At 63.8% G+C, this 12,049-nt stretch carries 14 protein-coding genes; 10 read left to right on the plus strand and 4 right to left on the minus strand.

Annotation, left to right across the window (positions count from 1 at the left end):
* Positions 1–25: 25 nt before the first annotated feature.
* The 10 genes from ubiE (at position 26) to ACXHGZ_RS19675 (ending at position 7,806) form a co-directional block, all read left to right on the plus strand.
* Complete coding sequence (ubiE, locus tag ACXHGZ_RS19630) at positions 26–796, plus strand: bifunctional demethylmenaquinone methyltransferase/2-methoxy-6-polyprenyl-1,4-benzoquinol methylase UbiE (protein WP_084853987.1); 771 nt, start codon at positions 26–28, stop codon at positions 794–796.
* On the plus strand, positions 796–1,419 hold the full coding sequence (locus ACXHGZ_RS19635) for a ubiquinone biosynthesis accessory factor UbiJ (RefSeq protein WP_224457179.1): 624 nt from the start codon (positions 796–798) through the stop codon (positions 1,417–1,419). Before ubiE ends, ACXHGZ_RS19635 begins: the two co-directional genes overlap by 1 nt.
* Positions 1,416–3,026: a ubiquinone biosynthesis regulatory protein kinase UbiB gene (gene ubiB / locus ACXHGZ_RS19640; protein ID WP_368828855.1), complete on the plus strand. Its 1,611-nt coding sequence runs from the start codon at positions 1,416–1,418 to the stop codon at positions 3,024–3,026. Before ACXHGZ_RS19635 ends, ubiB begins: the two co-directional genes overlap by 4 nt.
* Before the next feature lie 73 nt (positions 3,027–3,099).
* Complete coding sequence (gene hisI / locus ACXHGZ_RS19645) at positions 3,100–3,492, plus strand: phosphoribosyl-AMP cyclohydrolase (RefSeq protein WP_013974544.1); 393 nt, start codon at positions 3,100–3,102, stop codon at positions 3,490–3,492.
* A gap of 1 nt (position 3,493) precedes the next feature.
* Positions 3,494–3,829 (plus strand): phosphoribosyl-ATP diphosphatase, encoded by a 336-nt coding sequence (locus tag ACXHGZ_RS19650; RefSeq protein WP_084853982.1) that lies wholly within the window; start codon positions 3,494–3,496, stop codon positions 3,827–3,829.
* Positions 3,830–3,985: 156 nt separating this feature from the next.
* A complete protein-coding gene (locus ACXHGZ_RS19655) occupies positions 3,986–4,258 on the plus strand; it encodes a twin-arginine translocase TatA/TatE family subunit (RefSeq protein ID WP_324816465.1) in 273 nt (90 codons plus the stop codon).
* 3 nt (positions 4,259–4,261) lie between these two features.
* On the plus strand, positions 4,262–4,618 hold the full coding sequence (tatB, locus tag ACXHGZ_RS19660; protein ID WP_480461099.1) for a Sec-independent protein translocase protein TatB: 357 nt from the start codon (positions 4,262–4,264) through the stop codon (positions 4,616–4,618).
* Positions 4,615–5,406 carry a twin-arginine translocase subunit TatC gene (tatC, locus tag ACXHGZ_RS19665; RefSeq protein ID WP_224457184.1) on the plus strand — a complete coding sequence of 264 codons (792 nt, stop codon included), beginning with the start codon at positions 4,615–4,617 and terminating at the stop codon, positions 5,404–5,406. Before tatB ends, tatC begins: the two co-directional genes overlap by 4 nt.
* Complete coding sequence (locus tag ACXHGZ_RS19670) at positions 5,403–6,110, plus strand: 16S rRNA (uracil(1498)-N(3))-methyltransferase (RefSeq protein WP_480461101.1); 708 nt, start codon at positions 5,403–5,405, stop codon at positions 6,108–6,110. The genes tatC and ACXHGZ_RS19670 overlap by 4 nt, the downstream gene beginning before the upstream one ends.
* 94 nt (positions 6,111–6,204) lie before the next feature.
* A complete protein-coding gene (locus ACXHGZ_RS19675) occupies positions 6,205–7,806 on the plus strand; it encodes a methyl-accepting chemotaxis protein (RefSeq protein ID WP_480461103.1) in 1,602 nt (533 codons plus the stop codon).
* A 201-nt stretch (positions 7,807–8,007) separates the two neighbouring features.
* Here ACXHGZ_RS19675 and ACXHGZ_RS19680 read toward each other — a convergent pair whose 3' ends face one another.
* The 4 genes from ACXHGZ_RS19680 to ACXHGZ_RS19695 all read right to left on the minus strand — a co-directional run bounded on the left by ACXHGZ_RS19680 (position 8,008) and on the right by ACXHGZ_RS19695 (position 11,765).
* On the minus strand, positions 8,008–8,742 hold the full coding sequence (locus ACXHGZ_RS19680) for an amino acid ABC transporter ATP-binding protein (protein ID WP_324816483.1): 735 nt from the start codon (positions 8,740–8,742) through the stop codon (positions 8,008–8,010).
* A complete protein-coding gene (locus tag ACXHGZ_RS19685; protein WP_480461105.1) occupies positions 8,735–9,697 on the minus strand; it encodes an amino acid ABC transporter permease in 963 nt (320 codons plus the stop codon). The genes ACXHGZ_RS19680 and ACXHGZ_RS19685 overlap by 8 nt, the downstream gene beginning before the upstream one ends.
* A 79-nt stretch (positions 9,698–9,776) precedes the next feature.
* The gene (locus ACXHGZ_RS19690; protein WP_084854293.1) at positions 9,777–10,574 is read right to left on the minus strand and encodes a transporter substrate-binding domain-containing protein; all 798 of its coding nucleotides are present in this window, start codon (positions 10,572–10,574) and stop codon (positions 9,777–9,779) included.
* 219 nt (positions 10,575–10,793) lie between these two features.
* Positions 10,794–11,765 carry an IS110 family RNA-guided transposase gene (locus ACXHGZ_RS19695; RefSeq protein ID WP_480460242.1) on the minus strand — a complete coding sequence of 324 codons (972 nt, stop codon included), beginning with the start codon at positions 11,763–11,765 and terminating at the stop codon, positions 10,794–10,796.
* Between the last annotated feature and the right edge of the window lie 284 nt (positions 11,766–12,049).

The following is a 12,049-nucleotide window of genomic DNA, read 5'->3' on the forward strand; positions in this document are numbered from 1 at the left end:
CGGTAATTTTTTCCGGTGAAGCGATATGAACGACCAGCGCAAAGGCGACCACGCCGAACCCACCACCCATTTCGGCTACCAGAACGTACCCGAGAGCCAGAAGGCGAAGAAAGTCGCCGAGGTGTTCCACTCCGTAGCGGCCAAGTACGACCTGATGAACGACGTCCTTTCCGGTGGCATGCACCGGTTGTGGAAGCGCTTCACCATCGAGCTGTCCGGCGTGCGCAGCGGTAACCGGGTGCTGGATATCGCCGGCGGCACGGGCGACCTGGCCGCCAAGTTCTCGCGCCTGGTCGGCCCTACCGGCCAGGTGGTGCTGGCCGACATCAACGAGTCGATGCTCAAGGTCGGCCGCGACCGCCTGCTCGACCGTGGTGTGGCCGGCAACATCGAGTTCGTCCAGGCCGACGCCGAGAAGCTGCCGTTCCCGGACAACCACTTCGACTGCGTGACCATCGCCTTCGGCCTGCGCAACGTCACCCACAAGGAAGACGCCATCCGCTCCATGCTGCGCGTGCTCAAGCCCGGTGGCCGCCTGCTGGTGCTGGAGTTCTCCAAGCCGACCAACAAATTCATGTCCAAGGCCTACGACGCCTACTCGTTCGCCTTCATGCCCCTGGCCGGCAAGCTGATCACCAACGACTCGGAAAGCTACCGCTACCTGGCCGAATCGATCCGCATGCACCCAGACCAGGAAACCCTCAAGGCCATGATGGTCGACGCCGGCTTCGACCGCGTCACCTACCACAACATGACCAGCGGCATCGTCGCCGTGCACCGGGGGATCAAGCCCTGATGCTCCTGGCCGGGCTGCTCGCCAGCGTCGAGCACGGGCTCAACCGCGTGCTGCGCATGGACAGCACGGCCCTGCCGCGCCTGGCCGCGCTCGAGGGCAAGGTGGTCGAGATCGACTGCCTGCAACCGGCCCTGCAGCTGTTCATCCTGCCAGACGACGAAGGCCTGATGCTCGCCGCCCACTGGGAGGGCGAGGTCGATTGCACCCTGCGCGCCCCGGCCGGCAGCCTGGCGCAACTGGCCTTGGCCAAGGACAAGACCGCCGTGCTGCACAGCCCGCAGGTCGAGCTGCACGGTGACAGCGCTGTGCTGCTCGACCTGGTCGGCGTGCTCCAGGACCTGGAGCTGGACTGGGAGTACGAGCTGTCGCGCTGGCTGGGCCCCGTGGCCACTGCACTGGTCGCCGGGCATATCCGCCTGCGCGCCCGCTGGACCCGCCAGGGCCTGTCACGCTTCAGCCAGAACCTCTCCGAATACCTGGCCGAAGAATCCCGCACCCTGGTCGGCCGGCGCGAAGCCGAAGCGGCTTTCAGCGAGCTCGATGCCCTGAAGGTCGACATTGAACGCCTCGAGGCACGCATCCGTCGCCTCGCCCGATCCCTTGATACCAGCGATAACGCATGAAGCTGCTCGCCGTCCGCCGTCTGTTGCGCATCCAGCGCGTCGTGATCCGCTACCGCCTCGATGACCTGCTGTTCGACCTTCCCCTGCCCTGGTGGCTGATGAGCCTGCGCCTGCTGCTGCCCTGGCGCTGGCTGCCGCGCAAGCCGTCCGCGCTCAGCCGGGGCGCGCGACTGCGCATGGCCCTGCAGGACCTGGGGCCGATCTTCATCAAGTTCGGCCAACTGCTGTCCACCCGCCGCGACCTGCTGCCCACCGACATTGCCGATGAGCTGATGCTGCTGCAGGACCGGGTGCCGCCCTTCGACCCGAAGAAGGCTGTGGAACTGATCGAAGAGCAGCTTGGCGCCAAGGTCGGCGAGGTGTTCAGCCGTTTCGACGTCGAACCGCTGGCTTCGGCCTCGGTGGCCCAGGTACATGCTGCGCGCCTCAAGAGCGGCGAAGAGGTCGTGGTCAAGGTGGTGCGCCCGGGCCTCAAGCCGGTGATCGCCCAGGACCTGGCCTGGCTGTTCCTGATCGCCAAGGGCGCCGAGCGGGTGTCCGCCGACGCGCGCCGCCTGCACCCGGTCGAAGTGGTCAGCGACTACGAGAAGACCATCTACGACGAGCTCGACCTGCTGCGCGAGGCGGCCAACGCCAGCCAGCTGCGTCGTAACTTCGAAGGCTCGGAGCTGATGTACGTGCCCCAGGTGTATTGGGACTGGTGCCGCCCCAAGGTGCTGGTGATGGAGCGCATCTATGGCGTGCCGGTCACCGACCTGGCCACTTTGGCCGACCAGCGCACCGACATGAAGCTGCTGGCCGAGCGCGGCGTGGAGATCTTCTTCACCCAAGTGTTCCGCGACAGCTTCTTCCACGCCGACATGCACCCGGGCAATATCTTCGTCAGCACGGTCAAGCCGTGGAGCCCGCAATACATCGCCATCGACTGCGGCATCGTCGGCAGCCTCACTGGCGAAGACCAGGACTACCTGGCACGCAACCTGATCGCGTTCTTCAAGCGTGACTATCGCCGTGTCGCCCAGTTGCACATCGACTCTGGCTGGGTGCCCGCCCAGACCAAGGTCAATGAGTTCGAGGCGGCGATCCGCACGGTGTGCGAGCCGATCTTCGAAAAGCCGCTCAAGGACATCTCCTTCGGCCAGGTGCTGATGCGCCTGTTCCAGACCGCCCGGCGCTTCAACATGGAAGTCCAGCCGCAGCTGGTGCTGCTGCAGAAGACCCTGCTCAATATCGAAGGCCTGGGCCGCCAGCTGTACCCCGACCTGGACCTGTGGAGCACAGCCAAGCCGTACCTGGAGCGTTGGATGCGCGAGCGCATGAGCCCCAAGGCGGTGTTCGGCAACCTGCAGAGCCAGGTGGAGCAACTGCCGCACCTGGCCGACATGACCCGCGACCTGCTCGAACGCCTGTCGCAACCGCACCTGCACGACCCGCAGATGCCCGAGCGGCGACGCCAGGGCGACCGCTGGGCCCTGCGTCTGCTGGGCGCCGGCCTGCTCGCAGGCGGCGCCACGCTGGCCGCCGGCGCCGCCAGCCTCAGCGCCCCGGCCGCCTGGCCGGCCTGGCTGATGCTTGCGGCCGGGCTCTACCTGGTCGTGCGCCAATAGCCAGCTGCGCAGCTGGCTGGCACACTAGCGCAAAGGGCCCGGCACTGGCGCGGGCCCGGATTTGGAGTCGACGATGAAAGACTGGCTGGACGAGATCAAGTGGAACAGCGAGGGCCTGGTGCCGGCGATCGCGCAGGACCACAAGACCGGGCGCGTACTGATGATGGCCTGGATGAACCGCGAATCCCTGGCCCTGACCGCCGCTGAACAACGTGCCATCTACTGGTCGCGTTCGCGTGGCAAACTGTGGCGCAAGGGCGAAGAGTCGGGGCATGTACAAAAGCTGCACGAGATGCGCCTGGACTGCGATGCCGACGTGATCATCCTGATGGTCGAGCAACTGGGCCATATCGCTTGCCATACCGGCCGTGAAAGCTGCTTCTACCGCGTCTTCGAAGACGGCCAGTGGAAAACCGTCGACCCGGTCCTGAAGGACCCGGATGCCATCTACAGCGCAGGACACTGACATGAGCGACACCCTCAACCGCCTCGCCGAGGTGCTGGAGCAACGCAAGCAGGCGGCGCCCGACAGTTCCTATGTGGCCAGCCTGTACCACAAGGGGCTGAACAAGATTCTCGAGAAGCTCGGCGAAGAGTCCGTGGAGACCATCATCGCCGCCAAGGATGCTGCCGTCAGCCAGGATTACAGCGATGTCATCTATGAAACTGCCGACCTGTGGTTTCATAGCCTGGTGATGCTCAGCGCCTTGGGCCAGCATCCCCAGGCGGTGCTCGACGAGCTGGAGCGCCGCTTCGGGCTTTCCGGGCATGACGAGAAGGCCGCGCGCCAGCCGTCTGCCTGAACTATTGCCGGGGGCGCCTTGCGCCCCTTTCGCGGCGCAAGGCCGCTCCTACAGGAGCCCGCGCCGCAGTTCCCTGTAGGAGCGGCCTCGTGCCGCGATGGGCTGCAACGCAGCCCCAAGGGTCAATAGACCGACACACATTTTCAGGAGTACGAAATGGGTATTTTTGACTGGAAACACTGGATCGTCCTGCTGGTCGTCGTGGTCCTGGTCTTCGGCACCAAGAAGCTGAAGAACCTGGGCAGCGACCTGGGCGAATCGATCAAGGGCTTTCGCAAGGCCATGAACGAAGAAGAGACCAAGCCCGCCGAGCAGACCCCGCCACCGGCGCAACCCGCCCAGCCCGTGCAGAACACCGCGCAGCAGAACCAGGGCCACACCATCGAAGGCCAGGCCCAACCGGTCCAAGAGCCGCAGCGGAAAGACTGACCCATGTTCGGCATCAGCTTCAGCGAGCTGCTGCTCGTCGGCCTGGTCGCCTTGCTGGTGCTCGGCCCCGAGCGCCTGCCCGGTGCCGCCCGCACCGCAGGCCTGTGGATCGGCCGGCTCAAGCGCAGCTTCAACAGCATCAAGATGGAAGTCGAGCGTGAGATCGGCGCCGACGAGATCCGCCGCCAGCTGCACAACGAGCACATCCTGTCGATGGAACAGGAGGCCCGGCGCATCCTCAATCCGCAGACGCCACCGGCCCAGCCGAGCAGCACCGAAGCACCTGCCAACCCGACGGCGAGCCCCCCTGCGGCCCCGGCCACGCCATCCGAGCCTCCCCAACCGCCACGAGCCCCATGAGCGATAGACCGGAAACCGACCAGCCGATGCCGCTGGTCTCGCACCTGACCGAGCTGCGCACCCGCCTGCTGCGCTGCGTTGCCGCCGTCTTCCTGATCTTCGCCGGGCTGTTCTCCTTCGCCCAGCAGATCTACACCCTGGTCTCGGCGCCCTTGCGCGCGCACTTGCCGGCCAACGCGACGATGATCGCCACCGACGTGGCTTCGCCGTTCCTGACGCCGTTCAAGCTGACCATGATCGTCTCGCTGTTCCTGGCCATCCCGTTCATCCTCCAGCAGATCTGGGGCTTCATCGCGCCAGGGCTGTATCGCCATGAAAAACGCATCGCCATCCCGCTGCTGGTGTCGAGCATCCTGCTGTTCTATGCCGGCATGGCGTTCGCCTATTTCCTGGTATTTCCGCTGATCTTCGGCTTCTTCGCCAGCGCCACGCCCGAAGGCGTGTCGATGATGACGGATATCTCCAGCTACCTGGACTTCGTCATGACGCTGTTCTTCGCCTTCGGCGTCGCCTTCGAGATTCCGGTGGCCGTGGTGCTGCTGGTGTGGATCGGCGTAGTGGACGTGCAGTACCTGAAGAAGATCCGCCCCTACGTGATCATCGGCTGCTTCGTGGTCGGCATGGTCCTGACGCCACCGGACATCTTCTCCCAGACCCTGCTCGCCGTGCCCATGTGGATGCTGTTCGAGGTGGGCGTGCTCTGCGGCAGCCTGATCCGCAAGCGCAGCCACGCCCAGGAAGGCGCGCCGGACGACCACAACGACCAACCGCCAGCGACCCAATCGTGAACCTGTTGTTGCTCGAGGAGGCCGATTTCATCGCGGCCGACCGTGTGGTGCTGGCCGATCGACGCTTCACCCACATGCAGGAGATCCATCGCGTGGCCGTGGGGGACACCTTGCGTGTCGGCCGCATCGGCGGGCTGATGGGCCAGGCCAACGTGCTGCGCCTGGAGGGGCATGAGGCCGAGCTGCAGGTCGCCTTCGACCAGCCGCCACCGGCCAAGCTGCCGCTGACGCTGATCCTTGCCGTACCGCGCCCCAAGATGCTGCGCCGCCTGTTCCAGACGGTCGCCACCCTCGGCGTGCCCAGACTGATCCTGGTCAACAGCTACAAGGTCGAGAAAAGCTTCTGGCAGACCCCGTTCCTGAACCCCGAGACCATCCGCGAGAACCTGATCCTGGGCCTGGAGCAGGCACGCGACACGGTGCTGCCCGAGGTGATCATCGAAAAACGCTTCAAGCCGTTCGTCGAAGACCGTCTACCAGCGATCGCCAGCGGCACCCTGGGCCTGGTCGGCCACCCCGGCCCCTACCCCGCCTGCCCGCGCGCGGTCGAGGAGCCGGTTACCCTGGCGATCGGCCCTGAAGGCGGCTGGATCCCCTATGAAGTCGACCTCCTGGGCAAGGCTGGCCTGGCACCGGTGCAGTTGGGCGATCGCATCCTGCGCGTGGAAACCGCCGTCACGGCACTGCTTTCGCGTATTTTCTGACGGACGGGTCAGGCTCACCCCGTCAAGTTTCCCCGGTACAGGCCGATGGCCTAGGCAACATTACAAAAATGCTACCGTTGCCGGGGAGTAGAACATGTACCGATGGTTTAACCAGTCGCTGGGGAATATGAGTGTCAATCGCAAGCTAGGTTTCGGTTTCGGCCTGGTATTGCTCTTGACCCTGGCCATCACCGTGACCGGCTGGATCGGCCTGGACAACGTCACCAACCGGGGTGACAAGCTGGGTAATATCTCGATGATCTACGAGACTACCCAGGACCTGCGCATCGCCCGGCTCAACTACCAGACAAGCCACGACCAGGCCGCGATCGGCGAACTGGAGAAGACCCTCGATCACCTGGAACAGCAGATCCAGACGATGCTCGGGCAGATCGAACAGCCCGCCGACCAGCAGCGTCTGCAACAGCAGCTCGAGGCCACCCGCCAGTATCGCCAGGCGTTCGACAGGCTCAAGCAGGCCGACCAGCGCCGCGGCAATCTGGTCGACGACGCCATGGCGGCCAGCCAGCAGGCCCTGGAGCACATGGCCGCGCAAGGCACTGTGCTCAAGAATACCAGCCAGGCCTTGACCACCTCGCAGACTGCGGTACGCGATGCCGGCACCCGCAAGGCCAAGCAGACCCTGGCCGGGGCTACGACCCTGGCGCTGCTGCTCGGCCTGCTGGCCGCCTGGGTCATCACCCGCCAGATCGTCACTCCTCTGCGCCAGACCCTGGCCGCCGCCGAACGTGTGGCCAGTGGGGACCTGCGTCAGGAGCCGCCGGTGCAGCGTCGTGACGAGCTGGGCCAGCTGCAGGCCAGCATGCAACGCATGACTCAGGGGCTACGGGAGCTGATCGGTGGTATCGGCGATGGCGTCACCCAGATCGCCAGCGCCGCCGAACAGTTGTCGGCCGTTACCGAGCAGACCAGTGCCGGCGTCAACAACCAGAAGATAGAGACCGACCAGGTGGCCACGGCGATGAACGAAATGGCCGCTACGGTGCACGAGGTGGCACGCAACGCCGAACAAGCCTCGGAGGCTGCCGTGGCAGCCGACCAGCAGGCGCGCGAAGGGGACCGTGTGGTGGGTGAAGCCATCGCCCAGATCGAGCGCCTGGCCAACGAAGTGATCAACTCCAGCGAAGCCATGAACCAGCTCAAGGCCGAAAGCGACAAGATCGGCAGCGTGCTGGACGTGATCAAGTCGGTGGCCCAGCAGACCAACCTGCTGGCGCTCAATGCTGCCATCGAGGCGGCCCGGGCTGGCGAGGCCGGCCGAGGCTTCGCCGTGGTGGCCGATGAAGTACGCAGCCTGGCCCAGCGTACCCAGCAGTCCACCGAGGAAATCGAGGAGCTGATCGCCAGCCTGCAGAACGGCACCCAGCGAGTCGCTGGCGTGATGGATGGCAGCCGTGCGCTGACCGACAGCAGTGTCGAACTGACCCGCCGTGCCGGCGGCTCGCTGGCGACCATCACCCGCACCGTGTCGGCGATCCAGGCGATGAACCAGCAAATCGCTACCGCGGCGGAGCAGCAAAGTGCCACGGCCGAGGAGATCAACCGGAGCGTGATGAACGTACGGGATATTTCCGACCAGACCTCGGCGGCGAGCGAAGAGACGGCGAGCTCGACCGTCGAACTGGCGCGGTTGGGGACGCACCTGCAAGGGCTGGTTGGGCGGTTCAGGCTCTAAGGCCTGCTGCGCAGCCCAATCGCACAAAGCCCGCTCTCACAGCGCCCCCTGTAGGAGCGGGCTTGTCCCGCGATCAGGCCGGCCCGATATCACCGTCGCCTGGCAAGGGCTGCGCCCTTGATCGCGGCACAAGGCCGCTCCTACAAAACCCTCTGTAGGAGCGGGCTTGCCCCGCGATGGCCGCCTTGGCGGCCCCGGCGGTTACAGCACCTGACGCAGGAACGCCTGGGCCCGTGGGTCCTTAGGCGCGGCGAAGAACTGCTGGGGCGGCGAGTCTTCCAGCAACTTGCCATGGTCGAAGAACAGCACACGGTCGGCCACTTCCCGGGCAAAGCCCATCTCGTGGGTCACGCAGACCATGGTCATGCCCTCCTGGGCCAGGGTCTTCATCACATCCAGCACCTCGCCCACCATCTCCGGGTCCAGCGCCGAGGTCGGTTCGTCGAACAGCATGACCTTGGGGTCCATCGCCAGTGCCCGGGCGATGGCCACCCGTTGCTGCTGGCCGCCGGACAACCGCGACGGGTACTCGTTGGCCTTCTGGCCGATACCCACCTTCTCCAGCAGCGCCTTGGCCTTGGCTTCGCGCTCGGCCTTGCTGCGCTTGCGCACCACCTTCTGGGCCAGGCACAGGTTCTCCAGCACGGTCATGTGCGGGAACAGGTTGAAATGCTGGAACACCATGCCGACTTCGCGGCGGTAGGCGTTGATGTCGGTCTTCGGGTCATCCAGCTGCAGGCCGTCGATGGACACATGCCCCATGTCGAAATGCTCGAGGCCATTGAGGCAACGCAGGAAGGTCGACTTGCCCGAGCCCGACGGCCCAAGCACCACCACCACCTCGCCCTTGGCCACGCCGGTGGTGACGTTGTCCACCGCGCGCACCACCTGGCCGCGGGTATCGAAGACTTTTACCAGGTCACGGACTTCAATCACTTTGCGCAAGCCTCCGCTCGAGCCGGCTGGCGATGTGCGACAGCGGCAGGTTGATCAGCAGGTACAGGCCTGCCACGCAGAACCAGATCTCGAAGGTCGAGAACGAGGTGGTGATGGCCTCGCGGCCGCTCTTGGTCAGTTCGGTGATGGCGATCACCGAGACCAGCGAGGTGTCCTTGACCAGGCTGATGAATTGCCCCGCCAGCGGCGGCAGCACACGCTTGAAGGCCTGGGGCAGGATCACATGGCGCATCGATTGGCTGGCGTTCAGGCCCAGCGAGCGCGCCGCCTCGTTCTGGCCTTTGGCGATGGACTGCACGCCAGCACGCACGATCTCCGCCACGTAGGCGCCAGTGAACAGTGCCAGCGCCGCCACCCCGGCGAACTCCCGGGACAGGTTGAGCACGGTGCCGATGAAGAAGTAGAAGATGAAGATCTGTACCAATAGCGGCGTGCCGCGCACCAGTTCGACATACACCGTGGACAGGTCGCGCAGGGTCGGGTTGTTCGACAGCCGGCACAGCCCGGCGAACAGGCCGATCACCAGGCCCAGGGCACCGGACACCACCGAGATCCACAGGGTGGTCCACAAGCCCCAGGCCAGCGGGCCGGCTGCCCAATGGCGGGTCACGCCGATCGCATCGCCTTCGGCGACATCGTCGCCACGGCTGAGCAGCATGCTGTCCTTGTCCACCTCCACGACCTGCTGGCCGCCGCTTTCGTCCTTGAGGGTGACGCGCGCGGTGTCGCCGCTGACCACGATCGCTTCGACCGTGCCGTAGTCGGCAGCGCGCTGGGTTTCTTCGGCCTTGTAGGCGAAATATTGAGGGACGCGGTTCCAGCGCCACTCATAGGAAATCATCGAGGTGGCCAGGTAGAGGCTGAACGCGAGCCCCACCAGTACCAGCGCGGTCAACCCGTGCCAGGGCCACTGGGCTTTCTTGTGCTTGATCAATTCGGGTACTTCCGTAAAAGCGAACGCGCAGGGTTTGCCTGCGCGTCGGGGTGATAAAGCCGGGCTTGTGGCCTGGGCCTTATTCCATTTCCTTCAGCCAGTCCTTGTTCTTGAACCACTTGTCGTGGATACGATCGTAGGTCCCGTCGTTCTTGATCTGGTGCAGGAAGTTGTTGATGAAGTTGATGCTGTCGTAGTCGCCTTTCTTCAGGCCGAAGGCCAGCGGCTCGTAGGTGAAGGGTTCTTCGAGGAACAGCAGCTTGCCGGCACCGGCCTTGTCCACCGCCACCACGTTGTACGGCGCGTCGTAGACGAAGGCATCGGCCTTGCCGTTGACCACATCCATCACGCCTTCCTGCTCGTTGTCGTAGCCGTGGTACTTGGCCTTGCTGATCAGCTTCTTGGCGACCATCTCACCGGTGGTACCGAGCTTGGAGGTGATGCGGTACTTCTCGTTGTTCAGGTCCTTGTACGACTTGATCTCGCCCGCCAGCTCCTTGCGGATCAGCAGGGTCTGGCCAACCACGATGAAGGGTTCGCTGAAGTTCAGGCGCAGGTTGCGTTCCTGGGTGAGGGTCATGCCGCTGCCGATCATGTCGAACTTGTCGGTCAGCAGGGCCGGGATGATGCCGTCGTAGGCGGTGGAGACGGTCTCCAGCTTGACGCCCATGGACTTGGCCATGGCCTTGAGGATGTCGACCTCGAAGCCGATGATCTCGCCGCGTTTGTTGGTCATCTCGAAGGGCATGTAGGTAGGGTCCATGCCGACCCGCAGCGTGCCGCGCTTGACCGCGTCTTCGATGGCTCCCGCCTGGGCGGCGGTTACCGCGACCAGCGCGGTGACACCGACCAGGAGTCGCGACAGGTATTTTTTCATCATCACCAGGTCCCCTAGCAAAGTAGTGCGAATTTTATTGTTGGAGAGGTCGTCAGACCGATACATATCGAGGTGGATGCTAACGCATGCGCAGGCTGGGACCTAGAGCCAGGGGGGACTTTGTTGGCCAAAATCGAAGAGATGACGAGGGCTGCGCCCTCGATCGCGGCACAAGGCCGCTCCTACAGGGGGCGTGCAATGTAGATACCGTCTTGACCCTCACCCCGCAAGGGCGATTTGAGGGTCAAACGGTTTACCGGACTTCACCACGCCATACACCAGGTGCAAAAGCTTGCGCATAGCAGCGCAAACTATCTGCTTATAGGCTTTACGCCGGCTGTTCAAACGCTCTGCCAGTGCCTTCACGACCGGGTTGTGTCTGATCGAGACCGTGCCTGACATCCACAAGCCGGCGCGCAGCCTCGGCGCTCCTGTGCGAGAAATGGTCGATTGGCCAATCTTCTCCCCCGATTGATGGATCATCGGGTTCAGACCTGCAAACGCAACAATGGCTGACGGGCTTTCGTATTTCAGCGGATCACCCAGTTCTGCGAGGATCAGTGCGGCTGTGGTATCACCCAGACCATCAATCGATGTAATCAGTTTTCGCCGTTGGCGCAGATCCGGATCGTCATCGATCGTCTGCTCAATCGCCTTGCGGGTTTTCTCTATTTCTTCGGTGATATGCCCAATTACAGCTCTGATTGACTCCTGCACAGCTGTCTGCGCCACATCCAGACGGTTCTGCTCCATCTGCTGCATTTCTTTCAGGTCGTCCAGACGCCGTACTAAGGCCCGCAAACGCCGCTGAGCTGGCGGCTCAGGCTCCCACTGACGGAGCTCATCCTGTTTTTGCTGGCCATAAGCAGCAATAACTTTGGCATCAGCCTTATCGGTTTTGACGCGTCGAAGGTCGGCCTCGGCAAACTTGGCAATTACGGCGGGATTCAGAATGCACACCCGGTAACCCTTGGCATGAAGGCAATCGGCAAGCGCCTCGTGATAAGTGCCAGTAGCCTCCATGACAACCCAGGCACGCGGTTCGGCATGTTTCTCAAGCCAGGTTGCGAACTGCTCAAAACCACTCGGATCATTGGACAGCTTGGCCTTGGTGCGAACCTTCCCATTGGGAAGTGGAGTCGCAATATCGAAGGATCGCTTGGCTACATCGACGCCAACAACAACAGACATGATCTTCTCCTTCAGACAACGAAAGTTCGATCACCCAGCACTCGGTTCAACCTTGTGAATGCGTGCTCACGCCGGGGGCGGGCACTAGATACCGTTCGAACTGTTCGAGTGGGGTTGGAGGGTCTGAGCGTTATCTACAATACGGGCTCGATGCCCTTGGAGCGGCTCCGCTTCATGACCCTCCCTCGATGATCAGTCGAGAACTTTCGCCTCTTGGAAGGCGAAAGTCGAGATACAAGGAGCGGCCTTGTGCCGCGATGGGCCGCACAGCGGCCCCGGGAGGG

The sequence above is a fragment of the Pseudomonas shiyinii genome (assembly GCF_056725765.1).

Coding starts and splice junctions, on each gene's coding strand:
- ACXHGZ_RS19695 (WP_480460242.1), bottom strand. CDS start 11,765: ATGTCTGTTGTTGTTGGCGTCGATGTAGCCAAGCGATCCTTCGATATT.
- ACXHGZ_RS19655 (WP_324816465.1), top strand. CDS start 3,986: ATGGGTATTTTTGACTGGAAACACTGGATCGTCCTGCTGGTCGTCGTG.
- ubiE (WP_084853987.1), top strand. CDS start 26: ATGAACGACCAGCGCAAAGGCGACCACGCCGAACCCACCACCCATTTC.
- tatB (WP_480461099.1), top strand. CDS start 4,262: ATGTTCGGCATCAGCTTCAGCGAGCTGCTGCTCGTCGGCCTGGTCGCC.
- tatC (WP_224457184.1), top strand. CDS start 4,615: ATGAGCGATAGACCGGAAACCGACCAGCCGATGCCGCTGGTCTCGCAC.
- ACXHGZ_RS19650 (WP_084853982.1), top strand. CDS start 3,494: ATGAGCGACACCCTCAACCGCCTCGCCGAGGTGCTGGAGCAACGCAAG.
- hisI (WP_013974544.1), top strand. CDS start 3,100: ATGAAAGACTGGCTGGACGAGATCAAGTGGAACAGCGAGGGCCTGGTG.
- ACXHGZ_RS19675 (WP_480461103.1), top strand. CDS start 6,205: ATGTACCGATGGTTTAACCAGTCGCTGGGGAATATGAGTGTCAATCGC.
- ACXHGZ_RS19635 (WP_224457179.1), top strand. CDS start 796: ATGCTCCTGGCCGGGCTGCTCGCCAGCGTCGAGCACGGGCTCAACCGC.
- ACXHGZ_RS19690 (WP_084854293.1), bottom strand. CDS start 10,574: ATGAAAAAATACCTGTCGCGACTCCTGGTCGGTGTCACCGCGCTGGTC.
- ubiB (WP_368828855.1), top strand. CDS start 1,416: ATGAAGCTGCTCGCCGTCCGCCGTCTGTTGCGCATCCAGCGCGTCGTG.